Source organism: Arcobacter sp. LA11 (assembly GCF_001895145.1).
Lineage (GTDB): Bacteria > Campylobacterota > Campylobacteria > Campylobacterales > Arcobacteraceae > Halarcobacter.
Genome location: NZ_BDIR01000010.1, coordinates 62,362 through 88,815, shown reverse-complemented (window position 1 = coordinate 88,815; position 26,454 = coordinate 62,362). Strand labels below are relative to the sequence as shown.

At 29.3% G+C, this 26,454-nt stretch carries 40 protein-coding genes; 35 read left to right on the top strand and 5 right to left on the bottom strand.

Annotated elements, in window-relative coordinates; translation table 11 throughout:
• Positions 1–594 carry a hypothetical protein gene (locus tag BT997_RS11685; protein ID WP_072682082.1) on the top strand — a complete coding sequence of 198 codons (594 nt, stop codon included), beginning with the start codon at positions 1–3 and terminating at the stop codon, positions 592–594.
• A 1-nt stretch (position 595) separates the two neighbouring features.
• Positions 596–1,159, top strand: a complete 564-nt coding sequence (locus BT997_RS11680; RefSeq protein WP_072682081.1) for a hypothetical protein — start codon at positions 596–598, stop codon at positions 1,157–1,159.
• A 54-nt stretch (positions 1,160–1,213) separates the two neighbouring features.
• Here the strand turns inward: BT997_RS11680 and BT997_RS11675 are convergent, their stop codons facing one another.
• Positions 1,214–1,600, bottom strand: a complete 387-nt coding sequence (locus BT997_RS11675; protein WP_072682080.1) for a class II SORL domain-containing protein — start codon at positions 1,598–1,600, stop codon at positions 1,214–1,216.
• 134 nt (positions 1,601–1,734) lie between these two features.
• Here BT997_RS11675 and BT997_RS11670 point away from each other — a divergent pair, with 134 nt between their 5' ends.
• The 3 genes from BT997_RS11670 (at position 1,735) to BT997_RS11660 (ending at position 4,108) form a co-directional block, all read left to right on the top strand.
• Positions 1,735–2,562, top strand: coding sequence for a thiamine-phosphate kinase (locus BT997_RS11670; RefSeq protein ID WP_072682079.1), 828 nt, complete (start codon positions 1,735–1,737; stop codon positions 2,560–2,562).
• Positions 2,563–2,587: 25 nt separating this feature from the next.
• Positions 2,588–3,652: a tRNA pseudouridine(13) synthase TruD gene (truD, locus tag BT997_RS11665; protein ID WP_072682078.1), complete on the top strand. Its 1,065-nt coding sequence runs from the start codon at positions 2,588–2,590 to the stop codon at positions 3,650–3,652.
• Between the two features lie 96 nt (positions 3,653–3,748).
• A complete protein-coding gene (locus BT997_RS11660; protein WP_072682077.1) occupies positions 3,749–4,108 on the top strand; it encodes a hypothetical protein in 360 nt (119 codons plus the stop codon).
• Positions 4,109–4,129: 21 nt separating this feature from the next.
• On the opposite strand, the gene BT997_RS11655 is transcribed toward BT997_RS11660, so the two are convergent.
• The gene (locus tag BT997_RS11655) at positions 4,130–6,316 is read right to left on the bottom strand and encodes a methyl-accepting chemotaxis protein (RefSeq protein ID WP_072682076.1); all 2,187 of its coding nucleotides are present in this window, start codon (positions 6,314–6,316) and stop codon (positions 4,130–4,132) included.
• Positions 6,317–6,414: 98 nt separating this feature from the next.
• On the opposite strand from BT997_RS11655, the gene ruvA reads away from it, so the two are divergent.
• The 7 genes from ruvA (at position 6,415) to def (ending at position 12,915) form a co-directional block, all read left to right on the top strand.
• Positions 6,415–6,975, top strand: a complete 561-nt coding sequence (ruvA, locus tag BT997_RS11650; RefSeq protein WP_072682075.1) for a Holliday junction branch migration protein RuvA — start codon at positions 6,415–6,417, stop codon at positions 6,973–6,975.
• A gap of 28 nt (positions 6,976–7,003) precedes the next feature.
• A complete protein-coding gene (locus BT997_RS11645; RefSeq protein WP_072682074.1) occupies positions 7,004–8,038 on the top strand; it encodes a D-alanine--D-alanine ligase in 1,035 nt (344 codons plus the stop codon).
• The gene (locus BT997_RS11640) at positions 8,039–8,758 is read left to right on the top strand and encodes an alpha/beta fold hydrolase (protein WP_072682073.1); all 720 of its coding nucleotides are present in this window, start codon (positions 8,039–8,041) and stop codon (positions 8,756–8,758) included.
• Positions 8,758–10,194, top strand: a complete 1,437-nt coding sequence (locus BT997_RS11635) for a Mur ligase family protein (RefSeq protein WP_072682072.1) — start codon at positions 8,758–8,760, stop codon at positions 10,192–10,194. Before BT997_RS11640 ends, BT997_RS11635 begins: the two co-directional genes overlap by 1 nt.
• Before the next feature lie 157 nt (positions 10,195–10,351).
• The gene (locus BT997_RS11630; RefSeq protein ID WP_072682071.1) at positions 10,352–10,843 is read left to right on the top strand and encodes an HIT domain-containing protein; all 492 of its coding nucleotides are present in this window, start codon (positions 10,352–10,354) and stop codon (positions 10,841–10,843) included.
• A 110-nt stretch (positions 10,844–10,953) separates the two neighbouring features.
• Positions 10,954–12,141: a hypothetical protein gene (locus BT997_RS11625; RefSeq protein ID WP_072682070.1), complete on the top strand. Its 1,188-nt coding sequence runs from the start codon at positions 10,954–10,956 to the stop codon at positions 12,139–12,141.
• A 249-nt stretch (positions 12,142–12,390) separates the two neighbouring features.
• Positions 12,391–12,915, top strand: coding sequence for a peptide deformylase (gene def, locus BT997_RS11620; RefSeq protein ID WP_072682069.1), 525 nt, complete (start codon positions 12,391–12,393; stop codon positions 12,913–12,915).
• Here the strand turns inward: def and BT997_RS11615 are convergent.
• Together BT997_RS11615 and BT997_RS11610 are read right to left on the bottom strand one after the other, a co-directional pair.
• On the bottom strand, positions 12,912–13,727 hold the full coding sequence (locus BT997_RS11615) for a sterol desaturase family protein (RefSeq protein ID WP_072682068.1): 816 nt from the start codon (positions 13,725–13,727) through the stop codon (positions 12,912–12,914). The genes def and BT997_RS11615 overlap by 4 nt on opposite strands.
• Before the next feature lie 30 nt (positions 13,728–13,757).
• Entirely contained in the window at positions 13,758–14,021 is a 264-nt protein-coding gene (locus BT997_RS11610) for a hypothetical protein (protein WP_072682067.1), read from the bottom strand.
• A gap of 132 nt (positions 14,022–14,153) precedes the next feature.
• On the opposite strand from BT997_RS11610, the gene BT997_RS11605 reads away from it, so the two are divergent.
• On the top strand, positions 14,154–15,368 hold the full coding sequence (locus BT997_RS11605; protein ID WP_083568716.1) for a zinc ribbon domain-containing protein: 1,215 nt from the start codon (positions 14,154–14,156) through the stop codon (positions 15,366–15,368).
• A gap of 30 nt (positions 15,369–15,398) precedes the next feature.
• On the opposite strand, the gene BT997_RS11600 is transcribed toward BT997_RS11605, so the two are convergent.
• Positions 15,399–15,815, bottom strand: coding sequence for a hypothetical protein (locus BT997_RS11600; protein WP_072682066.1), 417 nt, complete (start codon positions 15,813–15,815; stop codon positions 15,399–15,401).
• Positions 15,816–16,074: 259 nt separating this feature from the next.
• Here BT997_RS11600 and rpsJ point away from each other — a divergent pair, with 259 nt between their 5' ends.
• From rpsJ to map, 22 genes are read left to right on the top strand one after another with little or no spacing between them, the layout of a single operon-like run.
• Positions 16,075–16,389, top strand: a complete 315-nt coding sequence (rpsJ, locus tag BT997_RS11595) for a 30S ribosomal protein S10 (protein ID WP_044415638.1) — start codon at positions 16,075–16,077, stop codon at positions 16,387–16,389.
• Positions 16,390–16,402: 13 nt separating this feature from the next.
• Entirely contained in the window at positions 16,403–16,978 is a 576-nt protein-coding gene (gene rplC / locus BT997_RS11590) for a 50S ribosomal protein L3 (protein ID WP_072682065.1), read from the top strand.
• Positions 16,975–17,565 (top strand): 50S ribosomal protein L4, encoded by a 591-nt coding sequence (gene rplD, locus BT997_RS11585; RefSeq protein WP_072682064.1) that lies wholly within the window; start codon positions 16,975–16,977, stop codon positions 17,563–17,565. The genes rplC and rplD overlap by 4 nt, the downstream gene beginning before the upstream one ends.
• A gap of 2 nt (positions 17,566–17,567) precedes the next feature.
• Complete coding sequence (locus BT997_RS11580) at positions 17,568–17,849, top strand: 50S ribosomal protein L23 (RefSeq protein WP_072682063.1); 282 nt, start codon at positions 17,568–17,570, stop codon at positions 17,847–17,849.
• 11 nt (positions 17,850–17,860) lie between these two features.
• Positions 17,861–18,688, top strand: coding sequence for a 50S ribosomal protein L2 (gene rplB, locus BT997_RS11575; protein WP_072682062.1), 828 nt, complete (start codon positions 17,861–17,863; stop codon positions 18,686–18,688).
• 9 nt (positions 18,689–18,697) lie between these two features.
• Positions 18,698–18,976, top strand: a complete 279-nt coding sequence (gene rpsS, locus BT997_RS11570) for a 30S ribosomal protein S19 (RefSeq protein WP_072682061.1) — start codon at positions 18,698–18,700, stop codon at positions 18,974–18,976.
• Positions 18,976–19,308 carry a 50S ribosomal protein L22 gene (rplV, locus tag BT997_RS11565; RefSeq protein WP_072682060.1) on the top strand — a complete coding sequence of 111 codons (333 nt, stop codon included), beginning with the start codon at positions 18,976–18,978 and terminating at the stop codon, positions 19,306–19,308. The genes rpsS and rplV overlap by 1 nt, the downstream gene beginning before the upstream one ends.
• Positions 19,308–20,006: a 30S ribosomal protein S3 gene (gene rpsC / locus BT997_RS11560; RefSeq protein WP_072682059.1), complete on the top strand. Its 699-nt coding sequence runs from the start codon at positions 19,308–19,310 to the stop codon at positions 20,004–20,006. Before rplV ends, rpsC begins: the two co-directional genes overlap by 1 nt.
• Before the next feature lie 2 nt (positions 20,007–20,008).
• Positions 20,009–20,434: a 50S ribosomal protein L16 gene (gene rplP, locus BT997_RS11555; RefSeq protein ID WP_072682058.1), complete on the top strand. Its 426-nt coding sequence runs from the start codon at positions 20,009–20,011 to the stop codon at positions 20,432–20,434.
• Positions 20,421–20,612 (top strand): 50S ribosomal protein L29, encoded by a 192-nt coding sequence (rpmC, locus tag BT997_RS11550; RefSeq protein WP_072682057.1) that lies wholly within the window; start codon positions 20,421–20,423, stop codon positions 20,610–20,612. Before rplP ends, rpmC begins: the two co-directional genes overlap by 14 nt.
• Before the next feature lie 11 nt (positions 20,613–20,623).
• The gene (rpsQ, locus tag BT997_RS11545; protein WP_072682056.1) at positions 20,624–20,878 is read left to right on the top strand and encodes a 30S ribosomal protein S17; all 255 of its coding nucleotides are present in this window, start codon (positions 20,624–20,626) and stop codon (positions 20,876–20,878) included.
• Complete coding sequence (rplN, locus tag BT997_RS11540) at positions 20,878–21,246, top strand: 50S ribosomal protein L14 (protein WP_072682055.1); 369 nt, start codon at positions 20,878–20,880, stop codon at positions 21,244–21,246. Before rpsQ ends, rplN begins: the two co-directional genes overlap by 1 nt.
• Positions 21,246–21,485, top strand: coding sequence for a 50S ribosomal protein L24 (gene rplX, locus BT997_RS11535; protein ID WP_072682054.1), 240 nt, complete (start codon positions 21,246–21,248; stop codon positions 21,483–21,485). Before rplN ends, rplX begins: the two co-directional genes overlap by 1 nt.
• Position 21,486: 1 nt before the next feature.
• Entirely contained in the window at positions 21,487–22,035 is a 549-nt protein-coding gene (rplE, locus tag BT997_RS11530) for a 50S ribosomal protein L5 (protein ID WP_072682053.1), read from the top strand.
• A complete protein-coding gene (locus tag BT997_RS11525) occupies positions 22,035–22,220 on the top strand; it encodes a type Z 30S ribosomal protein S14 (RefSeq protein WP_072682052.1) in 186 nt (61 codons plus the stop codon). The genes rplE and BT997_RS11525 overlap by 1 nt, the downstream gene beginning before the upstream one ends.
• A 13-nt stretch (positions 22,221–22,233) precedes the next feature.
• A complete protein-coding gene (gene rpsH, locus BT997_RS11520) occupies positions 22,234–22,632 on the top strand; it encodes a 30S ribosomal protein S8 (protein WP_072682051.1) in 399 nt (132 codons plus the stop codon).
• 9 nt (positions 22,633–22,641) lie between these two features.
• On the top strand, positions 22,642–23,175 hold the full coding sequence (gene rplF / locus BT997_RS11515; RefSeq protein WP_072682050.1) for a 50S ribosomal protein L6: 534 nt from the start codon (positions 22,642–22,644) through the stop codon (positions 23,173–23,175).
• Between the two features lie 10 nt (positions 23,176–23,185).
• A complete protein-coding gene (gene rplR / locus BT997_RS11510) occupies positions 23,186–23,548 on the top strand; it encodes a 50S ribosomal protein L18 (protein WP_072682049.1) in 363 nt (120 codons plus the stop codon).
• 9 nt (positions 23,549–23,557) lie between these two features.
• Positions 23,558–24,001 carry a 30S ribosomal protein S5 gene (gene rpsE, locus BT997_RS11505; RefSeq protein WP_072682048.1) on the top strand — a complete coding sequence of 148 codons (444 nt, stop codon included), beginning with the start codon at positions 23,558–23,560 and terminating at the stop codon, positions 23,999–24,001.
• A gap of 4 nt (positions 24,002–24,005) precedes the next feature.
• Positions 24,006–24,404: a 50S ribosomal protein L15 gene (rplO, locus tag BT997_RS11500; RefSeq protein WP_072682047.1), complete on the top strand. Its 399-nt coding sequence runs from the start codon at positions 24,006–24,008 to the stop codon at positions 24,402–24,404.
• Positions 24,405–24,406: 2 nt separating this feature from the next.
• Positions 24,407–25,669: a preprotein translocase subunit SecY gene (secY, locus tag BT997_RS11495; protein ID WP_072682046.1), complete on the top strand. Its 1,263-nt coding sequence runs from the start codon at positions 24,407–24,409 to the stop codon at positions 25,667–25,669.
• 6 nt (positions 25,670–25,675) lie between these two features.
• Positions 25,676–26,440 (top strand): type I methionyl aminopeptidase, encoded by a 765-nt coding sequence (gene map / locus BT997_RS11490; protein ID WP_072682045.1) that lies wholly within the window; start codon positions 25,676–25,678, stop codon positions 26,438–26,440.
• The last annotated feature ends 14 nt before the right edge of the window (positions 26,441–26,454 follow it).

Here is a 26,454-nt window from a genome sequence, read left to right as displayed (position 1 = left end):
ATGAAAAAAATGTTTAAAATTAGTAGTTTAGTTATAGTGATTTTATTTATTACTGGATGTACTCATAAAATTGAGATGACACCAAATGTAGAAAAAATTACAGATTCAGTTTCAATTTATAATACGAAGAATTATAATGTTGCGTACAACATAAAAAGATATGATCAGGCTTCTTACGTAGTTACTCCTGGTGGAGGTGGAGATAAAGTTGGTTATACTCCATATGCTGATACTGAGTTGGCATTTAGAAGTGTACTTGTAAAAATATTTAAGAAAGTTTACAAGTTAGACTCTATTTCGAATAAGAAGTTTATTAGTGAAAAAGATATTAAATATATCTTTACATATAATTTAAAAACTAATTCTTCTTCTGATAGTATGATGACTTGGCCCCCTACAAAATTTACTATTAGCTTAAATTGTAAAGCAATAGATAATAATGGAAAAAATATATGGGAAAAAACATTTTATGATGAAGGTACTGCTTCTTTTGATGAATTTAAAAATGACTTTTCACTTTCAGCAAAAAGAGCCTCAGAAAAAGTATTTAGTAAAATGTTAATAGAAATTAATAATAGTAAGGACTTTGATTAATATGAAAAATTTACTTAAACTTATAGCATTATTTTTTGTTGCTATTTTTTTTATAACAGGATGTACTTTTAAAGGACATGGATATAAAGCTGACTTAGATACAATAAATAATTTAAATGATAAAAATTTAAAACAAGTTGATGTTCTTGATATAGAAGAGAATAATATTGAGAATAATAAAAGTTTAGCTTTACGAGCTGCAAGTATGGTTTCTCCTCATGGTGATGATTTTTCTGATTATTTAGTATATGCTATAAAAGAACAATTGTCTCAGAATAATTTATATAATAAAGAATCAAATATAAAAATTGAAGCTGTTCTTCTTAAGAATTTTGTTGATATATGGGGTTTTTCTACTGGAAATTATCAATTATCTGGAAAGTTTATAGTAAAAAAAGATAATGAAATCTTATATAATGAAATATTATCAATTCAATATAATTTTCCATCTCATTTTGTAGGTCAAATTGCAATTGAAAATGGATTAGCCAATTATCCTAATGCTATGAAAAAATTGGTTAGTGAATTTTTAAATGATGAAAGATTGATAAAAGTTTTAAAATAAAAAAAGGTAAAGAGTAAAAACTCTTTACCTTCATAATCTTTTTAAAGTTGTAGATTAAGCTTGAACAGCTACTTCTACAGGTGTACCTTCCCAGATACCATGTTTTGTACAGTAACCATGAGCTACTAAGTTTAATTTTTTACCATTTGGAATAATTGTAAAAGTTGTAGTGTTATGTGCTTTAACATTTCCTAATGTTCCTGGAACATAAGAAGCTTTTGCTAATTGTACATCACCGTTATATAAAGTTACAGACTCAATATAGTGATCAAAATCATCTGGATGAGTATATTCGTTACCCATTTTAACAGTAACTTCAAATGGTTCACCTGCTTTTGCAGTTTCATTACAGTGGATAAACGGTGAGTGTCTATCAATTAAATCTTTCTTTGCTTCTCTTTCTACAGTATCAATATCAACATATTTGTTAATTTTTGGCATATTTTTTCTCCTAAATAAAATTTGATTGGATTATATCAAAAAATAATTAAAGTAAATAGGATAAAAAGTATCCTAATTGAAGTTTTTAAGTAAAAAATCAGAAAACAAAGCACAATTATGATAACATTCGCGTTATGAACAAAGAAGATTTTTTTATAAATGAGTTTGATAAAAGCTCAAAATTTATTGGAGATGATGGTGCCTTAATAGGTGAATATGTATATAGTATGGATGCTTTTTTTGAAAATGTACATTTTAAAAAAGAGTGGATGAGTTTAAAACAAATTGCTAGAAAAGCAATGCTTGTAAATATTTCAGATGCAATTGCAATGAATGCAAAGCCAAAATATGCACTTTTAAGTGTAGCTATTCCAAAAGATTATTCTAAAAAAGATTTAAAAGAGTTAGCTTCAGGTTTTAAAGAAGTAGCATCTGAATATGGTATAAAGATTATTGGTGGAGATACAATTTCAAATGAAAAGCTTGATATTTCAATTACAATTGTTTCAAAAACAAAAAAAGCTATCTTAAGAAGAGGCGTTAAGAAAAACGATTATTTATGTTATACAGGTGACTTAGGAAGTTGTAGAAAAGATTTAAATACTCTTTTAATAGGTGGAAAGATTTCAAAGAATTCAAAATTTATAGAACCTCAATTAAAAGCAGACTTTTTTTACGATGTTTCAAAATATATAAATGCCTCAATGGATATTTCAGATGGATTATTTTTTGAGTTAGAAAGAATGTCAAAGCAAAGTAAAGTAGGGTTTAAATTTTTTCATTATATTGATAAAAGTATTGGATGTTCTGGTGAAGAGTATGAACTTTTATTTTCTTTCTCACAAAAAAATAGAGCAGCAATTGAAAAAATAGCAAGCAAACATAATATTAGATTAAATATATTTGCAAAAGCAGTAAATGGAAAATATAAAAGTGATTGTAAAAATCACCATTTTAAATAAATAACCTATAAAAAGGAGATAGTAGTTGGAACAGTTACAAAGGTATTTGAGTCATTCAAAAATAGATGTTGTATTTAAGCAGAATAGAGATGATTTTGTGGTTACAGAGATTCCCTTATATGAATTTAGTGGTGAAGGTGAACATATTATTATCAAGTTTAGAAAAAAAGATTTAACAACATGGGATGCTGTTCAAATATTCTCTGAACAATTAGGGTGTAAAAGTAGAGATATAGGTTATGCAGGATTAAAAGATAAAAATGCAATGACTATACAAAATATTTCAGTTCCAAAATCATGTGAAGAAAAATTAAAAATGTTTAAACATGATAATATAAAAGTTTTAGAAACTACTAGACACAACAATAAAATGAAAGTTGGACATTTAAAAGGTAATAAGTTTTTTATTAGATTAAAAAGAGTTAATCTAATAGATTCTAAGAAAATTCAAGAAGCGGTACAAAAAATAGCTACTTTTGGTATGCCAAATTACTTTGGGTTTCAACGATTTGGAATTGAAGGTGATAATTATAAAAAAGGTAAAGCTATTATAGATGGTGAATTAAAAGAAAAAAATAGAAAACTAAAACAGATGTATATAAATGCATATCAGAGTTATTTGTTTAATCATTGGCTATCAAAGAGAATTGAAATCTCAAAACTAGTTGATGCTTTTGAACCAAAAGAGATTTTTGAAAAATTAGAATTGCCTTTAGATATTGTTAAAAATATGAAAAAACAAGAACATCCTTTTAAGCTTCTAACAGGTGATTTAATGAGCCATTATCCTTTTGGTAGAATTTTTCATATTGAAAAGTTAGAAGAAGAAGCAGAGAAATTTTATAATAGAGATAGGGTGGCAACTGGTCTTTTATGTGGAAAAAGAGTTAAAAAATCAGAAGGCTTAGCTCAAAATATAGAAAAAGATTTTGATGAAAAAATGAATGAAGATGGTGCAAGAAGATTTTCTTGGGTTTTTCCAGATGAGATAGAGACAAATTATAAAGAAGAAAAAAACTGGATGGAAATACAGTTTTCTTTACCAAAAGGTTCTTACGCAACAGAATTTATTGCAGAAGTTATTCATTAAATTATTAGTAAAGTGTGCAAATCGCCTATAATTACACACTTTACTTAAGTGAAAATAAGCTAAACTTTTATTAATTTAAGAAAAAGAGGTCTTACAATGACGTACGAAGAGTTAATAAAAGAACTTTGTGATGTAATAAAAGAGTCTGAAACTAATTCAATTTCTATTTATGAAGATTTAGAAAATATTGGTAGTTTAGTTAATAATACAGATGTTCCTTCTCATGAGTCAAAAAAAATAAACGATTTAATTTCTAATTCTTTTGGTTTATTACAACATCAAGATTTACATAGACAAAAGATAGAAAGAGTTGTAAATTACGTTTGTCAAAATAATGATATTGATATTTCAGAATATAACATTGCTTCTTCAGCAAAATTTATAGCAGGTGATGCAGCTTCTGATACTGTGTCTGATGATGAACTTGAAGAGTTGATTAAAAGTATGCAAAATTAAAAAGACAAGAGTTTAAAACTCTTATCTTTTACATGCATCTTTTTTAAGACGATTTAAGCTTCCAAAGATTCTTAAAGATTCTATTTCCACTTCTTTAGCTTTTTCATTTAATACTAGATTTGATTCTTTATTTGCATTTCCATTGATTAGTGCCTGAAGTTTCAATGTCAAGTTACTATTTAATGTTTTTAAATCTTCTAGTGATTGATTATTTGCATTTGGATTTATATTTACATATTCCTCCATCCAATCTGTAATCGTATCACAATTTTTAGTTGTCCAGTTTTCATAAGTTCCTAATTTACTATATACCTTATCTTTTAATCCTAAAACATTTACTTTTAGTTTTGCAGTATCATAAACTAAGTCAACATTACAAACTTCTTCTCTCGCTTCTTCTAAGAAACTAGCTCTAGATGCAGCAGTAACAAGTGAACTAGACATATTCGCAATTTTATTTGACATGTCAGAAATTTCTTCTGCTACTTGAGCATTTTGTTGTGTTGCTTGATCTAGTAAATTCACAGCATCATTTATTTGAGTGATACCTCTTTCTTGTTCTTTTGATGCAGTTGCAACATCTTCAATTTTTCCAATTGTTGCACTAATATTAGTATTTAATTCTTCATATCCGGCAATCATTTCATCAGAGATTTTTTTACCATCACTTGCTTTATCTGTAGCTCTTTCTACGATTTCTTTAATCTCTTTAGCAGCTTCTGCTGATCTACTTGCAAGGTTTCTTACTTCTTGTGCAACTACAGCAAACCCTTTTCCGGCTTCACCAGCTGTTGCCGCTTCAACCGCAGCATTTAGTGATAAGATATTTGTTTGGAATGCAATTTGGTCGATTACTTCAATCGCTTCATTGATTGAACTTACTTGGGTATTTATTTCATCCATAGCACCTGCTGTTCTATTTGCAAGGTTTTGACCATTTTGTGCAGATGAAGTAACATTGTTCGCCAATTCTGCCATTTCCATAGAAGCTTGAGTATTTCCTTGGATATTAGCTGTAATCTCTTCTAATGCTGCTGCAGTTTCTTCTAATGATGCAGCTTGTTGACTTGATGATTTAGATAAGTTATTTGATGCATTTGATAATGTATGCGTATTCTCATTTAATGAATCACCAGTATTCATAATCATAGCTAAGATCTCTGAAGTATTATTTCCAACAAGTTTAATACCTGCTGTTAAAGAACCTAAGTCTCCATAAATACCTTTGTCATTTATTTTATAGTCAAATTTTGATTCAGAATAATTTCTAAGAGTTACATTGATTTTATCAAGCGTTTCTTTCGTATTTAAAATCATAGTATTTAATTTATTTTTTAAATCCTCAACATATGGATTTGAAGCTGTAGATTGAACACTATATACAAAGAAACCATTTCCTGTTTTTTCTAAGATATCGTTTGCTTCTTCAATAACTAGCTCATCTTGTCTTAGCCCTTCATTTACTTTATCCATATATGAATTAAATAAATTAGCAACTTCTCCTATTTCATCTTTTGATTCTATTTTTAGTTTAATATTTGAGTCATTTGAGTCTAATAAGTTTTGAAAACCTTCTTTTAATGAACCAATAGGTTTAGTAGCTCTTTTTACAATTATAAGAATAAGTCCAATCGTTACCCATCCTAGTAGTGTTGACATAATCAAAATCTCTACTACTAAATCACTGATTCTACTATCTGATTCATTTAAAGAGAATGTTAAATCCATGATACCAACAATATCACCTTCTGCTTGATTTGCATGACATAATAAACAGTCTTTTGTTGCAATCATAGGTTTGATCATTCTTAAAGAATGACCTTTCTCATTGTCAATTTCTAGTAAAAGCTCTTTTTTTGTTTTAAATGAAGATACTATATTAGGGTCTGTTGTAAATTTTTCACCAGGTGAATACATTTCTATAAGAGGCTTACTTTTTGCAATAGTTAAATTTGTAACACCTTTAATTTGCCTTGCTTCTTCTTCCGCATTTTTAATTTGTACTGAGTCACCTGTATTCATTGCATTTCTAAGGCTTTGAAACATAGCTGTATTTAACATTTCAAGATTTTCTTTTGTTGTGACAATGGAGTCTTTTCTGACTTGCTCAGTCGTGATATAGGTCACTGTTAAACTTGTTAATGACATTAAAATAAAAAGAGAAACAATAATTTTATTGCTTATTTTTTTAGTTATTAATTCTAGCATATTTTATTACCTTATTGATTAAGTTTGATTATTATATAATGAAAACTATTTATTATTAATTAATTTTTATAAAAATTTAAGAATTCAAGAGAAAAAGTATGATAGTAGGCTTAGAAGGCAATATAGAAAAAAAAGAACCAACGTTATTAAATTTAAATGTGAATGGAATTATATATGAAGTTTTTGTTTCTATTAACTGTAGTTCAAAAATTGTTAATAACAAAATAAAGTTATTTATTACGCATATCATAAGGGAAGACTCTCAAACACTCTATGGTTTTCTAGATTCAAATGAAAAAAAACTATTTGATACAGTTATAAAAATAAATGGAGTAGGTCCAAAAGTTGCCCTTGCAATTTGTTCTACATTTACTCCAACTTCATTTTCACAAATAGTAAGCTCAAATGATGTATCAATGTTAAAAAGAGTCCCAGGTATTGGGCCTAAAGGTGCAAGTAGAATTCTTGTAGAGTTATCAGGGTTTATTATTGATGGGGATGAAGAAGGAGAAAATAGTGCTTCATCTTCTTTAGAAGCCTCTTTGGCTTTAGAATCTTTAGGGTTTAAAAAAGATATAGTATCAAAAGTATTAAAGACTTGTGATGCAACTTCAACAAGTGATTTAGTTAAACAAGCACTTAAAAAATTACAAAAATAAAATTTATAATAGGTTTTAGGAGAGAAAATTGAAAATAGGTATAGTTTTTGGAAGTAAATCTTATGAACATGAGATTTCAATAGTTTCTGCAATTGCAATGAAAGATGTTTTGAAAGATGAACTAATTTATATTTTTTGTGATCAAAACAGAGATTTTTATCATATACCAACAAATACAATAAAATCAAAACTATTTAGTTCTGGTGAATACAAAAAATGTGATGTATTAACAATAAAAAAAGGTGGCTTTACAAAAAAAGCTATGTTTGGTGAAAAATCATTAGATGTAGATGTTATTTTAAATATCACTCATGGTGGCGATGGAGAAGATGGACTTTTAGCTTCAATATTTGAGTTTAATAACCTTCCATATATAGGTCCAAGAAAATCTGCTTGTGCAGTTAGTTTCAATAAATTTTTAACAAAAGGTTATGCACATAGTGTAAATGTAAAAACAATTCAATACAAATATTATACAAAAGCTGACCCTGTAAATGTAGTACAATTTCCAGTAATTATAAAACCAGTTACGTTAGGAAGTTCTATTGGTGTTTCTATTGTGAAAACTCAAGAAGAATTGGAATATGCACTTGATGTTGCATATGAGTTTGATGATGCAATTATTATTGAACCATTTATTGCAGGAATCAAAGAATATAATCTTGCGGGTACTAAAATAAATGGAGAGTTTAAATTTTCTATTATTGAAGAACCACAAAAAGCTGAGTTTCTAGATTTTGATAAAAAGTATTTAGACTTTGCTAGAACTTCAACTGCTCTAAAAGCTGATATAAGTGAAGATGTTGAAGAAAAAATAAAAGAATCATTTAAAAAGATTTATAATACTTTATTTGATGGTTCGCTTATAAGATGTGACTTTTTTGTTCAAAATGATGAAGTATATTTAAATGAAATAAATCCAATTCCTGGTTCTATGTCAAACTATCTTTTTGAAGATTTCAATGATACTTTAACATCTTTAGCAAAATCTTTACCAAAAGAAAAAGATATCAAAATTACATACGAATATGTAAACAAAATCCAAGCTTCTAAAGGTAAATAATTGGCTCTAAAGAGTATAAATTTATTAGATAAACAATTTGATATTTCTTATGAAATAGTAAATCCAAATGCCAGCGAAGATATAGTTTTTCTTCATGGTTGGGGTTCAAATAAAGACATTATGAAACAGGCTTTCTCTAGTACTTTAGAAAACTATAGACATATTTATGTTGACATGCCAGGGTTTGGGAAAAGTGCAAATGATTATGAACTTACAACATCTGATTATGCAAATATTATGCAAGAGTTTTTTAAAGTATTAAATACAAATGTAGTAGCAATTGCTGGACACTCTTTTGGTGGAAAAGTTGCAACTTTAATTAACCCTTTAAATCTTATCTTACTTAGTTCTGCTGGTATCTTAGAAGAAAAATCTTTTGAAGTAAAAATGAAAATCAAAATGGCTAAAACTTTAAATAGTTTTGGTTTAGGTAAAATTACAAAAGCTTTTAGAAGTAAAGATGTTGATAAAATGAGTGAAAGTATGTATGCAACTTTCAAAAATGTTGTAGATGAAGACTTTTCAAACTCTTTTGAAAATTATGAAAAAAATGCTATGATTTTCTGGGGCGAAGATGATAGTGCAACAACTTTATCATCAGGTAAAAAAATAAATAGTTTAATAAAAAATAGTAGTTTCCAATCATATGAAGGGGATCATTACTTTTTTATTAGAAATGCACAGGATATTGCCCTTAGAATCGAAAATGGAATTAAATAATGGAATACTTTAATATATTTACACATATTATACTAATCATGGCACTTGGTTGGTATTTAATTACAAACTTACAATGGTATAACTACCGCTTGGAAAGAGTAGTTTTAAAACATCATAAATGGCAATGGCATATCACATATTTTGTAGCGCCTATTGTTCTTTTTCATCTTTTACCAGATATGTATTTTGCAATATATTTTTATCTTTTATATTTAACAAGTTTTATTTTGTGGAATAGAAAACTTGATAGACCTTTGGTCTTAACAGGAAGAGTAAAAAGATTTTTAGCAATTTTACTATTTACAACATTTATAATAACTGCATTATGTCTTGCAAGTGAAGCTTGTCATTCAACTGCTATATTTATTCCTCTATTTTTAGCTTATGGGATTTCATACCTTTTAGAAAAAATGTTTTTTATCTCTTTTAAACATAAAGCAAAAGAGAGATTTCAAGCAGTACCAAATCTAAAAACAATAGCTATTACAGCCTCATATGGAAAAACATCTATTAAAAACTATTTGTATCAAGTTTTAAAAAGAAAATACAAAGTATATAAAACACCAAGGTCAGTAAATACAATGGCTGGAATAGTACTTGATGTAAATAGAGACTTACCTCTTGATACTCAAATCTATATTGCAGAAGCAGGAGCTAGAGAAAAAGGTGATATAGAAGAAATCACTATGTTTTTAGAACCTGAATATTGTATTTTAGGAAGTGTTGGAGAACAACATATTGAGTACTTCAAAACTTTAGACAATATAATTCATACAAAAATGGAAATACTAAAATCACCAAAAATGATAAAAGGTTTTGTACACGAGTCAGTACCTATGAAAGAGTATGATACTATCACAAAATTTCCTGATAATCTAAATGTAACTATGTCAAACCTTGATGGTATTTGGTTTGATATTATTATCAATGGAGAACAACAACATTTCCATGCTCCTATCCTTGGAAGCTTCAACGCTATAAATTTAACAGCAGTTATTTTAGTAGCTCATGAACTTGGTATGAGTATTGATGAAATTAAAGTGGCGTTAAAAGATTTGCCACAAGTTGAACATAGACTGCAAAAGATTGAAGCTGGTGGAAAAGTAATTGTTGATGATAGTTTCAATGGAAACTTAGAAGGTATGCTTGAAGCTGTAAATATCTGTTCTACATATGAAGGAAGAAAAGTAATAGTAACTCCAGGACTTGTAGAATCAACATCAGAAGCGAATATCTTGTTAGCAAATGAAATAAATGAAAAATTTGATTTTGCAATTATCACAGGAAGTTTAAATACACATCTGCTAAGTGCAAATATAGATGAAAATAAACGATATATACTAAAAGAGAAAAAAGATTTAGAATCATCACTTGCAACACTTACAAAGCAGGGTGATTTAATACTATTTGCAAATGACGCACCAAATTTCATTTAGTTAAGGACAACTCGTTGTTCTCTTTAGGCTTTGTTACTTTAAGTGGAATTTACTTCCACTGATCTTCATAGCGTAGTCTTGTGACGAACGAAGTGAAGACAAAAAGTAATCATAAAATATATGGTCCCTTAAAAAAGGGATTTCTTAAGGAATAAAAGTGGATAGAATGTACGCACCTTGGAGATTTGAATATGTAACAGAAGATAAAATAGAAGGTTGCGTATTTTGCCACATCTATGAAAATCCAAAAGATGATGAAAAACTAGGTGTAATTTTTAGAGATAAAAACTGTTATGTAGTTATGAACAAATATCCATACTCTCCTGGGCATATGATGGTAATCCCAAATATCCATACAGATAAAATAGAAGAACTAAAAGATGATGTTTGGTTAGAAATGTCACTAAGAGTAAAACAAGCTACAAAGATGCTAAAAGAAGTATTAAATGCCGAGGGTGTAAATATAGGTATGAACTTAAGTAAAGCTGCAGGTGCAGGTATTGCTGAACATGTACACTATCATGTATTACCAAGGTGGCTTGGTGATACGAATTTTATAACTGCTATTGGTGATACTAGGATTTATCCAGTTGACTTCGATAAGATATACAAAAAACTAAAAGAAAATTCTACTAAATATTTTAAATAAAAGTCATCTTTTATCCAATCTTTGCCTTTACTTTTATGAATACATATCTATATTATGTAAAATAGTATATAATCTATAAATATATTATTTAATAAAAAGTGAGAATTAAGATGGAATGGAAACAAGAAATAAAGAAACAAGATGGTTCAATAGAAATTCCTAAAAGATGGCTTCATATACATTATTATGAAGCATTAAATATACTGTTTAGATTTGAAAACTCATTAAGAGTTTTTGTTTATATAATATTAAAAAATGAGTATAAAAATGAATGGATGAATTGTCAGTTTGATTTATACGGTAGTTCTAAAACCATAAAAGGAATTTCAAACCAAAGAATAAGTCAGGCAAATAATTTTGGATATTTAGGTTTTGATGTAACTTCTCCTTTGATGCATTTAACAAGTGGAGAATTAATAGAACTGATAACTAGTAAAGCATATTGGGAAGTTTTCAAACTTTATTTTAGAGGTAATATGAGTATTATTAAAAATAAGCTTTTAGAAATAGGGACAGTCAGAAATTCTTTAGCACATTTTAGACCAATAAAACAAGATGATATAGAATTAATCAAGCAAAATACTAATCATACACTTATGGGAGTTGAAGAGTGTTTAGAAAATGTTTTTTCTCAATCATATAGAGTTCCAACAAATACTGATGAAGATTGGTATAAAGAAATTTGTTCTTTAGGAAATGAATTAATTAATATTTTTTTATTTTATAGTCAGGATGAGAATTGGGTTAAATGTGAATTAGAATTCAGTGTTCAAATATTAAATAGAACAGATTATGGAAATAATATTTATGGATTCTCGGTAACTAATTTAAATACACCAAATGTTTTGAATCAATATAAAGAGTTATCAAGTTTTGTTACATATATAAATGAATCAACAACTTTCCCTACATTAGATTCTGATTTTAATATGGTTATCAAAAAGAAGATTAATTTAGTATTTCGAAAAGATGTACTTATTGATAATATTGTAGTAATTACCAGTGAAGTAAAAAATTTACTTATAAAAATTTTAGAAGAAACAGATTTACTAAAAGGTGATAATCTTGCTCGTGGTAAGATAGTAGAACCAATTAATACAAGTAGTTATTGGGAAGATGGTATCGAAGGCAAAAGTGGGAAATGGGAACATAATTATTCAAATTTTATTAATACATATGAATCTAATCATCCTAATGAATATTGGGGACAGATGAGATATTCAAACGATATTATAGCTGGAAGTCAAATTTACCCTTGGATGCCAGCAAATGTATCAGAATATGAAATATCATGGTAAAAAATAAAAATAAGATCTTTTGAAAGGGCAATAGTTGTAAGCATTTTCAAAATAGCGTAAAGAAAAATCTATATAAATTCGTAAAGAAATTACAACTGTTTGAGGTAAGGTACGAGCCGAGTTTTGTAATTTTAGAATTTCTATATATTTTTTAGCTATTTTGGAACCTTGCGAACGCTTTTCTTTTGGTTCTTTTCTTTACTAAAAAGAAAAGAATGTATAATATGAAAAACAATAAAAAGAATAAAAATGCTAAGAAAAAACTGTAAAATCGTAAAACTAGGCGAACCAATACTAAGAAAAAAAGCAAAAAAAGTAAAAAATATAAACTCAAAAGAGATAAAAAACATCATCAAAAAAATGCTTTACTGTGTAAAACAATCCAAAGGAGTAGGATTAGCTGCTCCACAAATCTTCGAATCATATCAAATCCTAATAATCTCATCACATCCAAATGAGAGATACCCAAACGCACCCTTAATGAAAAATGAAGTTCTAATAAACCCAAAAATTATCAAAAAATCAAAAAAGAAAAATAAAGATTGGGAAGGATGTTTAAGTATTCCAAGTATTAGAGCAAAGGTTCCAAGACATACCAAAATTGAAGTGGAGTACACTTCAACAGATGGAACTTTAAAACGCGTAGTGTTTGAAGATTTTATAGCTAGAATATTTCAACATGAATATGACCACCTAAAAGGTAAGGTTTATCTAGATAGAGTAGAGGATAATAAAGATATTGTTTCTGAAGAGATATATTTTAAATTGATTTAACTTTTTCTAAATGGCAAAGATAAGATACTCAATATTGATACAGTCTCTGTTTTATTATTAAACTCTTTTAGTCCTATAATCATTTTTTCATAACCATCTTTTGGTTTATTTGTATATGAGTTAAAAATTCTATCCCAAACAGATAGATTGAAACCATAGTTTGAGTTTAACTCATCACTATGTATTGAGTGGTGTATTCTATGCATATCAGGTGTTACTACAAAATATCTTAGGTTTTTATCTAAGAGTGTAGAAAGTTTGATATTTGAGTGGTTAAATAAAGCTAGCGAACTTAAAATGATTTCAAAAATAACAACTGCAATAACTGGAACACCAAGTATAAAAATAGAAACAATTTTGATAAGCATTGAGATGATAATCTCAATAGGGTGAAATCTAAAGCCAGTAGTCACATCATAATCCATATCACTATGATGAACTTTATGAAATTTCCAGAAAAAATCAACTTCATGAAATAAACGATGTTGAAAATAGATGATTAAATCTAGAAGGATAATACTAAGTATTACTAAAAAGAAGAAAGGAATTTCAAAAAGATTTAATAATCCTATATTATTTTCTGACACATAAATAGATATCATTATTGCACTACTTGCAAAAATAATTTTGAGTAAAAAAGTGTTTAAAACAACAACACATAGGTTATTTATCCAGCGTTTAACTTTTGACAATAAAAGTTCTTTTTTTGGAATAATATATTCCAATAGTGCCATTGTCAATAATGTTAAAATAAAAAAACTTACTCTAATGATAGGTTCGTTTAGAATAATATATTCATTGAGTTCTTTCATCATAAGCTCTTTTATTTGTTGTCAGTTATATTAGCCTTTACTTTCTTCAATCATACCTAAAATATTTTGATATACTTTATTAGCTTCTTCATCACTAATTTTATTTTCTTCAAGTACTAAAAGAATATTTTCTAATTCTACTAAGAAAGATTCCATTTCTCTTATTGCATCCATATCATCTTCTGATGCCTTTTCTTCTTCTAATAATTTATGCAAATCTTCTAAATAGTCTTCAACTTCTGGAATCATTGTTGCTTCAACTACATCTTTTAGGTTTTGTTTTACTTCTGACATCTTGTACCTTTTTATTTTAATTATTATATCTTTTTTATTATCTATATTTGATTGTATAGACAATACAAAGAACTAAGATTAACTATAGTAAAATTTAAAATTATTTTTAGAATTAAACTTTTAGGATTTATGATGATAAAACAATATATAAAAGATTTTTACAGTACAAATTTTACATTTAAAGGAAAAGAGAAGTTATCAAAACTGACAATATTTTTTGTTATCATTTTAGATATATTTATTTTTATAACACTTGGTTTAGGAATTGATTTTCAAGTAAAAGTTTTAAATAATCCTTCTGTTGTATATCCTTATCAATGCCGTAATGTAGTTGATTCAAATAAACTTGATGATTTTAATAGATACTTTTATACCTATCAAAACAATAATATGAAATATCAAAGTATAAAAAATGATCAAATGGATAACAGATGTGATGAAATCTTGCATACAAAATTAAAAGCTGTTCAAAAAGAGCATAAAATAAAAGATTTAAGAAAAAGAGAAAAAGAACTAAATAAAGATTTAAATAATATAACTGCAGAATTAAATTATTTAAGAGCAAATTACAACACTGTGTTATTTGAAAAAATTAGTTCTCAAAGTTCTGATAAATCCATTGTAAAAGATAATATATCTTCAGAAAATATAAAAACTAAATATGATTCATATGTAAAACAAAATGAAAAGATAAAGAAACAAAAAGAAGCATTATATAAAAGTTTTAAAGAATCAAAATCTGTAAAAGAGTTTATATCTTTTGTCAAAAAGAACAAATCTGAGATAAAAAAAGATTTGAAAGAACTACAAAAATCTTATCAATTAAAAAAAGATTTAGTTACACTTGCGTTTTTGCTTCCTCTTTTATTTTTATCTTTTTATATGATGAGAAAATATCTTTATAAAGAGAAGTATACTTTATATGTAATGTTTAAAAATATTTTTGTAGTGATTCTTATACCAACATTTTTTTCTTTGATAAGTTTGATTTATACGTTTTTACCAAAAGTGTTTATTGAAAAGTTATTGAAGTTTTTTTATGAGCTAGAAGTTCCTTTTATAGTTTATTATATTGCAATAGCAATTTTTGTAGTTATTTTTGGATATATAATAGTTAAACTTCAAAATAAATATAGAAACGACATAAATAAATTTAAATCAAATAGCATATCAAAAACAGAAAGCTATAATAGAAGTATATGTAACGTATGTACTAACAAAGTTAATTATGAGACTATGAACTTTTGCCCTTGTTGTAAAAATGAGCTTAGAGTTGATTGTCCTAGTTGTAATAAGAAGACAATAAAAGGCTTGAATTTTTGTATTAAGTGTTCTAGTGAATTATAAAAAAATTATGATATTCATTTGTATTTAAATCTAAAATACAAATGAAATGTCATTTATTGTCAAATTATAAATTTGAACTTTGACTCCCTCTGAGTCCAATATACTATATTTAACTGTGAGTTCATTTGGGTTTTCTACTTGTGAATTTTCATTTACAAAATTTATATATTTTTCTATATCAATTATTGAATAAACAAATTGTGCTTTTTCTTTAAACTTTTCATTATCTATATATAATGAAAAAATCTCTTTTTGTGTATCTCTATCATATTTATCAACAAAGTTTTTTTTGTAAAGTTGCGTAACCAAATCATCTTTTGAGAATTTATCTGTATTATATGTATGATAATCATCAGCTAATATATTTTCTAAATCTTTACTTATCTCAAAGTGATTAAATCTTTTGTATCCGTTTTCGTCAGAGATTAAACTACTATATTCAATCATGTCTATTCATTCCTTATTAAAAAAAATACTTTAATAAAATTGTTCTTTAATACAAATAAAACTAAAAAACTTGCATTTTACTTAAAAATATTGAATTATAAAACAAGTTATCCTTTTAAAAAGGAAAATAATTACACTAAAAACATCTCCAAATACCATAACTCTTGACATTTAATCTAGTTTAAGTTATAATCCGCGTCCACTAAAAGTGGTTAGAGTGCTTTTTCGGCACATCTAACGAGTTCTTTAAAGGAAAAAAATGGAAAAAATTAGATTAAAGCTTAAAGCTTATGATCATAGAGTTTTAGACAGAAGTGTTGCTTCAATTGTTGAAGCTGTTAAAAGAACTGGTGCTGAGTTGAGAGGTCCAATACCTTTACCAACGAAAATCAGAAAATATACAGTTCTTAAAGGTCCTCACGTAAATAAAGATGCAAGAGAACAATTCGAAATCAGAGTACACACAAGAATGATTGATATCATTGCTGCTACTCCTGATACGGTAGATTCGTTAATGAAACTTGACTTAGCTCCAGAAGTTGATGTTGAAGTTAGATCAATGGGTCAAGAATAGAAAGGGTAATTAGATGGAATTCATAGTAGAAAAAATCGGTATGAGCAGAACTATTACAGTTCCTGCGGTTCCTGTTACACTTTTAAAAGTTCTAGATACTAAAGTATGTGACGTGACTGACGGTGTAGCATTTTGTTCTTATTCTTCTGGTAAAAAGATGAATAAAACAATTGAAGGACAACAAAAGAAATTTAACTTAAGTGCTGAGTTTAACAGATTTGTAACATTAAATGTAGCAAATACTGAAGCTGGTGACTTAGATGTTTCTGGTTTATCTGAAGCTAAAGTTTTAAAAACAACTTTTAAAACTAAAGGTAGAGGTTTTACTGGTGCTGTTAAAAGATGGAACTTTGCTGGTGGTAGAGCTTCTCACGGACATAGAATGGGTAAAAGAACTGGTTCTATTGGTATGTGTGAATGGCCAGGTAGAGTAATGCCAGGTAAGAAAATGCCAGGACAATACGGAAATACAACAAACTCTGTTAAAAATGATGTTGTTTCATTTGATGCAGAAACTGGTATTTTAGTTGTAAAAGGTGCTGTTTCAGGACCAAATGGTGGATTAGGAAAAGTAAGGATTGCTAAATGAGTAATGCAGTAGTAGTACAAACAAACGAGTTACCTGAATCTTTCAAAGATATTAACTCGCATAACTTATACTTATATGTTAAATCATATCTAGCAGCTCAAAGAGCAAACACAGCTAGAGTAAAAAACAGATCTGAAGTAAGCGGTGGTGGTAAAAAACCTAAAGCTCAAAAAGGTTCTGGTGGTGCTAGATGGGGTTCTAAAAGATCTCCTTTATTCGTTGGTGGGGGTCAAGTTTTTGGTCCAACTAAAAGAAACTATAACCAAAAAATCAATAAGAAACAAAAAGCTTTAGCATTAAACTTTGCTATTAACGCTCAAGCTGAAAAAGGTTCTTTATTTGTAGCTGATTCAATTGCAATTGAATCTGGTAAAACTAAAGATGCGCTTTCAATTATTAATGAATTAAACCAAAGAGATACTCTTGTAATTGTTGAATCAATTGAAGAGAAAACATACTTAGCGTTCAGAAACATTAAAAATTGTTACATGATTGAAAAACAAGAAGTAAATGCTTACTTAATTTCAGCGTATCATTCAGTGCTAATTGAAAAATCAGTACTTGATTCATTAACTAAAGAGGCGTAGAGATGGCAGATATTACAGATATTAAAGCAATATTATATACAGAAAAGACAATCGAGCTTCAAGAAAACGGTGTAATTGTTGTACAAACTAGTCCAAGAATGACTAAAAACAGTTTAAAAGAAGTATTTAAAGAGTATTTTGGTGTAACTCCAGCAAAAGTTAACTCTTTAAGACAAAATGGAAAAGTAAAAAGATTTAGAGGAAAGCCAGGGAAAAGACCTGATTTCAAAAAATTCTACGTTACATTACCAGAGGGCGCTGAAATAGCGAACCTTTCAGCTTAAGGAGATTATAGATGGCAATTAAAAAATTTAGACCAATAACTCCTGCTAGAAGATTTATGTCTGTTATGGATACTTCTGAAATTACTTCTAAACCAACAGTTAGATCTTTACTTGTAAGAGTAAAAGCTTCAGCTGGTAGAAATAACAACGGTAGAATTACTTCTAGACACAAAGAAGCAGGTGCTAAGAAATTATATAGAATTATTGATTTCAAAAGAAACAAATTTGGTGTTGAGGGAACTATTTCAACTATTGAGTACGACCCATACAGAAACTGTAGAATTTGTTTAGTTACTTATTTAGATGGTGATAAAAGATATATCTTACAACCTTCTGGATTAAAAGTTGGAGATAAAATTCAAGCTGCTGAGTCAGGACTTGATATTTTACCAGGTAATGCAATGAGACTTATCAACATCCCTGTTGGTACAATGGTTCATAATATTGAAATGAAACCAGGAAAAGGTGGACAAATTGCAAGATCTGCTGGTGGATATGCTCAAATCATGGGTAGAGAAGACAAATATGTAATTATGAGACTTCCTTCAGGTGAAATGAGAAAAATCTTAGGTGTATGTATTGCTACTATTGGAATCGTTGGAAACGAAGATTTCTCTAACATGGTTGTTGGAAAAGCTGGTAGACAAAGACACTTAGGTAAAAGACCTCAAACTAGAGGTTCTGCAATGAACCCTATTGATCACCCACACGGTGGTGGTGAAGGTAAGACTAACTCTGGTAGACATCCTGTTACTCCATGGGGTATGCCAACTAAAGGTTATAAAACTAGAAAGAAAAAAGCTAGTGATAAATTAATCATCTCAAGAAGAAAGAAGTAAGGGTTTAAGATGGCAAGATCAATAAAAAAAGGTCCATTTGTAGACGCACACTTAATGAAAAAAGTATTAAAAGCTGTAGAAGCTAATGATAAAAAACCAATTAAAACATGGTCAAGAAGATCTATGGTTTTACCTGACATGATTGGTTTAACATTTAATGTGCATAACGGAAGAAACTTTGTACCTGTAAATATTACAGAAAACCATGTTGGATATAAGTTAGGTGAATTTGCACCAACTAGAACATTCAAAGGGCACAAAGGTTCTGTGCAAAGAAAGGTAGGATAATGGCTAAAGCAGTATTAAAATTTATCAGATTATCACCTACTAAAGCAAGACTTATTGCAAGAGAAGTTCAAGGTATGAATGCAGAATATGCAATCGCATCTTTAGAATTCACTCCTAATAAAGCTGCTGGAGTTATTTCAAAAGTTATTGCATCAGCTGTTGCTAATGCAGGTTTAGAGCCAGAAGATGCAATTATTACTTCTGCTAGAGTTGATAAAGGTCCAGTTCTTAAGAGATTTACTCCAAGAGCAAGAGGAAGTGCATCACCAAAACATAAACCAACTGCGCATATCATGATTGAAGTAGCTGCGGCATCAGAAGGAGATAAGTAATGGGTCAAAAAGTTAATCCAATAGGTTTAAGATTAGGTATTAATAGAAACTGGGATTCTAGATGGTTCCCAAAATTTTCTAACATGCCAGCTAACGTTGCTGAAGATGACAAAATCAGAAAGTTCGTTAAAAAAGAATTATACTATGCAGGTGTTGCTTCAACTATCGTTGAAAGAACAGCTAAGAAAGTTAGAGTTACTATCGTTGCAGCTAGACCAGGAATTATCATTGGTAAAAAAGGTGCAGACGTTGAGAAACTTAAAAACAACCTTTCTGCATTAGTTGGAAAAGAAATTGCTGTAAATATTAAAGAAGAGAGAAAGCCACAATTATCTGGTCAACTTTCTGCTGAAAATGTTGCACAACAATTAGAAAGAAGAGTTGCATTTAGAAGAGCTATGAAAAGAGTTATGCAAAATGCACTTAAATCTGGAGCAAAAGGTATTAAAGTATCTGTTTCTGGTAGACTTGGTGGAGCTGAAATGGCAAGAACTGAGTGGTACTTAGAAGGTAGAGTTCCTTTACATACATTAAGAGCAAGAATCGATTACGGTTTTGCTGAAGCTCATACTACTTATGGTTGTATTGGTATTAAAGTTTGGATTTTTAAAGGTGAAGTACTTGCAAAAGGTATCCCAGCTGAAAAAGATACTGATTCTAAACCAAAAAGAAGACCACAAAAGAGAAGAGGTAAATAATTATGTTAATGCCTAAGAGAACTAAATTTAGAAAAGTAATGAAGGGTCGAAATAGAGGTAAATCTATGAGAGCTAATACTCTTGCTTATGGAGAATTCGGTCTTAAAGCTGTAGAGCATGGAAGAATTGATTCTAGACAAATCGAAGCTGCCAGAATTGCTATGACTAGAAAAGTTAAAAGAGAAGCGAAAGTTTGGATTATGGTATTCCCAGACAAGCCACTTACTGCTAAACCATTAGAAACAAGAATGGGTAAAGGTAAAGGTGCTGTTGATAAATGGGTTATGAATATTAAGCCAGGTAGAATTTGTTTTGAGATGGCTGGTGTTGATGAGAAATTATCAAGAGAAGCATTAACTTTAGCAAAACATAAATTACCATTTAAAACTAAAATTGTAACAAGAGATAGCGAAAATGATTTATTCTGATATTAAAGATAAAAGTTTACAAGAGTTAAACGAGTTATTAAAAGAGAAAAAGGTGCTTCTTTTTGAATTAAAAGCTAAGCTAAAAACTATGCAGTTAACAAATACTTCTGAGTTAAGAGTTGCGAAAAAAGATATCGCACAAATTCAAACAGCTATTACTGCAGCAAAAGCTAACTAAGGATCCAAAGTATGAGTACACATAAAAGAGAGATTCAAGGTGTAGTGGTAAAAAAATCTGGGGACAAAACTGCGTCAGTATTGGTTACTAGACAAGTTATCCACCCAAGATATCACAAGACTGTTAAGAGATTTAAAAAGTATTTAGTACATGATGAAAGAAATGAATTAAATGAAGGTGATACTGTAATTGCTATTGAGTGTAGACCTTTATCTAAAACTAAATCTTTCAGATTAAAGACTATTGTAGCTACAGGAGTTAACTAATGATTCAAAGTTTTACTAGATTAAATGTAGCTGACAACACTGGTGCCAAAGAGATCATGTGTATCAAAGTTCTTGGTGGATCTAAGAGAAGATATGCATCTGTTGGTGACGTTATTGTTGCTTCTGTTAAAAAAGCTATTCCTACTGGAAAAGTTAAAAAAGGTCAAGTAGTTAAAGCTGTAGTTGTAAGAACTCATAAAGAGATTCAAAGAGAAAATGGTTCTTTAATTAGATTTGATGATAACGCTGCTGTTATTCTTGATGCTAAAAAAGACCCAATTGGAACAAGAATCTTTGGACCAGTTGCAAGAGAAGTTAGATATTCAGGATTCATGAAAATTGTTTCACTTGCTCCGGAGGTATTATAATGGCTGTTAAATTAAAAATTAAAAAAGGTGATACTGTAAAAATTATCGCTGGTGATGACAAAGGTAAGACTGGTGAAGTTTTACAAGTGTTACCATCTTCATTACAAGTAATTGTAAAAGATTGTAAAGTTGCTAAAAAAACAGTTAAGCCTGATCAAGAAAAAAACCCTGAGGGTGGATTTGTAAACAAAGAGATGCCTATTGATATCTCAAATGTAGCAAAAGTAGAAGGTGAATAAGATGGCATCAAGATTATTAGAAAGATATAATTCAGAAATTAAACCAGCTTTAGAAGCAGAGTTCCCAAAAAACAAAATGTTAACTGCAAAGTTAGACAAAATAGTTATCTCTGTTGGTGCTGGTGAAGCTATGAAAGATAGTAAATTAATGCAAAACATTCAAGATACTATCTCTTTAATTGCTGGTCAAAAAGCTGTTAAAGTTATTGCTAGAAAATCAGTTGCTGGTTTTAAAGTAAGAGAAGGTTACCCTGTAGGTATCAAAGTAACTTTAAGAGGTGAGCAAATGTATAACTTCTTAGACAAACTTTGTTCTATTGCATTGCCAAGAGTAAAAGACTTCAGAGGTCTTAACAGAAATGGTTTTGATGGTAGAGGAAACTTCAACTTCGGATTAGATGAGCAATTAATGTTTCCAGAAGTTGTATATGACAACATTATTAAAACACATGGTATGAATATTTCAGTTGGGACAACTGCTAATAATGATGCAGAAGCATACAAATTATTAGAATTAGTTGGAATTCCATTTACAAAAGGAAGAGCGTAATGGCAAAAAAATCTATGATCGCTAAACAAAAGAGAACTCCAAAGTTTTCTTCAAGAGCATACACAAGATGTTCTGTTTGTGGTAGACCTCACTCTGTATATAGAGATTTCGGTTTATGTAGAATTTGTTTAAGAAAAATGGCTAACGAGGGATTACTTCCTGGCGTTAAAAAATCTAGTTGGTAGGAGAATATAAGCTATGATGAATGATATAATCGCAGATGCTTTAACAAGAATTAGAAATGCTGCAATGAGAAAATTAGAAGTTGCAACATTATTACATTCTAATACTGTAGTTGGTGTTTTAAATGTATTACAAGCAAAAGAATACATTGAAGGTTTCAAGGTAATTGATGGAGAGAACAACAAAAAGACTGTTCAAGTAACTTTAAAATATGATGATAACGATAATTCAGTTATTAATGAAATTAAAAGAGTTTCAACTCCAGGTAGAAGAGTTTATAAAAACGCTTCAGAAATCAAATCTTTCAAAAACGGATATGGTACAATCATTGTTTCTACAAACAAGGGTGTAATCGCTAACGATGAAGCTTATGCTGCAAACGTTGGTGGTGAGTTACTATGTACAGTATGGTAGGAGAGTGTAATGTCTAGAATTGGAAAAAAACCTATCACTATCCCATCAGGAGTAGAAATTACTGTTGATGGTACAGTTGTTAACGTAAAAAAAGGAAATAAAACTATTCCTGTTGAAACACATGGAAGAGTTGGTGTTGAAATTGCTGATGGAAATGTTACACTTGCAAAAGTTGGTGAAACAAAAGAATCTGCAGCTTTCTGGGGAACTTATAGAGCTTTAATTAGCAATGCAGTTGATGGATTATCTAAAGGTTTCCAAAAGTCTTTAGAAATCAACGGTGTTGGTTATAGAGCTGCTGTTAAAGGTAAAGTTTTAGAACTACAATTAGGATATTCTCACCCAATTAACTATGAAATCGCTGATGGATTAGAAATTACTGTTGAGAAAAACTTAATTCATGTTAAAGGTGCTGACAAACAACAAGTTGGTCAAGCTGCTGCAATTATTAGAGGCTACAGAAAACCAGAACCATACAAAGGTAAAGGTGTGAAGTATACTGACGAGCATATCGTTAGAAAAGCCGGAAAAACTGCGAAGTAAGGTGTGAAAAATGAGTAGAGCAAAAGATTTAGCTAAAAAGAACTCTTTAAGAGCTATTAGAAAAAGAAGAGTTAGAGGTAATATTAGCAAAGGTACTGCGCAAACACCTAGAGTAACTGTTTTTAAATCAAACAGATATTTAAGTGCACAAGCAATTGATGATGTTGCAGGTGTTACATTAGCAGCGGTAAATTCTAAAGCGTTAGATTTAACTTCTAACAAAGAGAATGCAGTAAAAGTAGCAGCAGCATTTGCTGAAACTTTAAAATCAAATAACATTGAAACAGTAGTTTTCGATAGAAACGGTTACCTTTATCATGGTGTTGTTGCAGCTTTCGCTGACGCACTTAGAGATAACGGTATCAAATTATAAGGGTTAATGATGGCAGCAGTAAATAGAGAAGATTTTCAAGAAGCAATCGTTAAAATCGGAAGAGTAACAAAAGTTGTAAAGGGTGGTAGAAGATTCAGATTTACAGCTTTAGTTGTTGTTGGAGATAAAAACGGTACAGTTGGATTTGGTACAGGAAAAGCAAAAGAAGTTCCTGATGCAATTAAGAAAGCTTTAGATGATGCATTCAAATCATTAGTTAAAGTTAATATTAATGGTACAACTATTAATCACGATATTGAACATAAATATAATGCAAGTAAAATTTTATTAAAACCAGCATCTGAAGGTACAGGACTTATCGCAGGTGGTGCGGCAAGACCAGTTCTTGAGCTTTCTGGAGTTAAAGATATTATTGCAAAATCTTTAGGTTCAAATAATCCAAATAACCTTGTACAAGCTACAGTTGAAGCTTTAGCAAGAATCAAAGGATAATCAGATGGCATTAGATAATTTACAACCAGCATCTGGAAGTACAAAAAATGTAAAAAGAGTAGGTAGAGGTCAAGGTTCAGGAATGGGTAAGACATCTACAAGAGGTCAAAAAGGTCAAAAATCTAGATCAGGATACAAGATTAAAAGAGGTTTCGAGGGTGGTCAACAACCAATCCAAAAGAGACTTCCAAAAACTGGATTCTTTTCAAGAGTAGCAAAACCTTATTCAATCAATGTTGATAAAATTAAGCAAGTTGCAGAACTTGAAGAAATTACACTTGATTCAATTAAAGCTGTTTATAAACTTTCTAAAAGTGTTACAAAAGTTAAATTAATTGGAACAGCTGCTAAAGATTTAGCATCTAAAATTAAAGACGAAAACGTTACAACTACTGGAAAATAATTATGAGTAAAGATCTGATAAATAAGATTCTTATTACATTAGGTTTTATATTAATGTACAGGTTACTGGCTTATGTTCCAGTACCTGGCGTTAATATTGACGTAGTTAAAGAATTCTTCGATTCAAATGCAAACAATGCATTAGGTCTTGTTAATATGTTCAGTGGTAATGCAGTTGAAAGACTGTCTATTATTTCTTTAGGTATTATGCCATACATTACAGCTTCAATTATTATGGAGTTACTAGCCGCAACTTTCCCAGCTTTAGGTAAAATGAAAAAAGAGAGAGATGGGATGCAAAAATATATGCAAATCATCAGATATACAACTATTGTTATTACTCTTATCCAATCTATTGGTGTATCAATGGGTCTTAATTCATTAACTGGTCAAAGTGGACAAAGTGCAATTTCAATTGATATGGATACATTTATAGCTGTATCATCAATTTCTATGTTAACTGGTACTATGCTTCTTATGTGGATTGGTGAACAAATCACACAAAAAGGTATTGGTAATGGTATTTCATTAATTATCTTTGCTGGTATTGTTTCTGCAATTCCAAGTGCAATTGGTGGAACTATTGATTTAGTTAACAATGGACAAATGAATTTCTTAACAGTAATTGCTATTGTAGTTATTATTTTAGCGACTGTTGGAGCAATTATTTATGTTGAATTAGGTGAAAGAAGAGTTCCTGTTTCTTATTCAAGAAAAGTTATGATGCAAGCGCAAAATAAAAGAGTAATGAATTATATACCTATTAAAGTAAATCTTGCAGGTGTTATTCCAGCAATTTTTGCATCAGCTATATTAATGTTCCCTGCAACAATTTTACAAGGTTCTAAAAATGAGTATCTTTTAATTATTGCAGATTTCTTAAGTCCTCAATCATATACATTTAATGTATTTATGTTCTTATTTGTAGTTTTCTTTGCATTCTTTTATGCATCAATTACTTTTAATGCAAAAGATATTTCAGAGAACTTAAAAAAACAAGGTGGATTTATTCCAGGTGTTAGACCAGGAGCAAGTACAGCTGAGTTTTTAAATGAAACTGCAAGTAGACTTACTTTTTGGGGTGCTATTTATTTAGGATTAATTTCTACTGTACCATGGCTTTTAGTAAAAGCAATGGGTGTTCCTTTCTATTTTGGAGGAGTTGCAGTACTTATCGTTGTTCAAGTTGCTATTGATACAATGAGAAAGATTGAAGCACAACAATATATGAATAAATATGAAACTTTAAGTGCAGTTGGACTATAAAGTAAAATGGCTATTCCTTTAAGAAAACCTAACGAAATTTCAAAGCTTCGAACTGCCTCACAGGCAGTTGCGAAGACTCTTCAATATTTAAATCAAAATGTTAAAGCTGGTATGACTTTAAAAGAAGTTGATACAATGGGAGAAAAGTTTTTAAGAGATTTAGGCGCACGTCCATCTTTTAAAGGTTTATATGGATTCCCTGCAGCTGTTTGTACTTCTTTAAATGAAGTTATTATTCATGGAATTCCTGATGATACTATATTAAAAGAGGGTGATATTTTAGGTATTGATATTGGTAGTGAGATTGATGGATGGTATGGTGATGCAGCAATTACTATGCCTATAGGAAAAATATCAAAAGAAGATGAAGAGCTAATTGCTTGTTCAAAAGATGCTTTATATTATGCTATTGATATTATTAAAGATGGTATGAGATTTAAAGAGCTTTCAAAAGAGATTGAAAACTTTATTGTAGCTCGTGGTTATGAACCATTAGTAAGGTTTTGTGGTCATGGAATAGGTAAAAAACCTCATTGTGAACCAGAAATCCCAAATTATGTTGATGCACCAAATTTTAAATCTGGTCCAAAAATTAAAAATGGAATGGTATTCTGTTTAGAACCAATGATTTGTCAAAAGAAACGAGAGCCAGTTATTTTAGAAAATGAATGGGATGTTGTTTCAGAAGATAGATTACGTGGTAGTCATTATGAGCATACAGTTGCTGTTATTGATGGAAAAGCAGTTATTTTAAGTAAAGTAGAAGAGTAAACTTAGGAGATAAA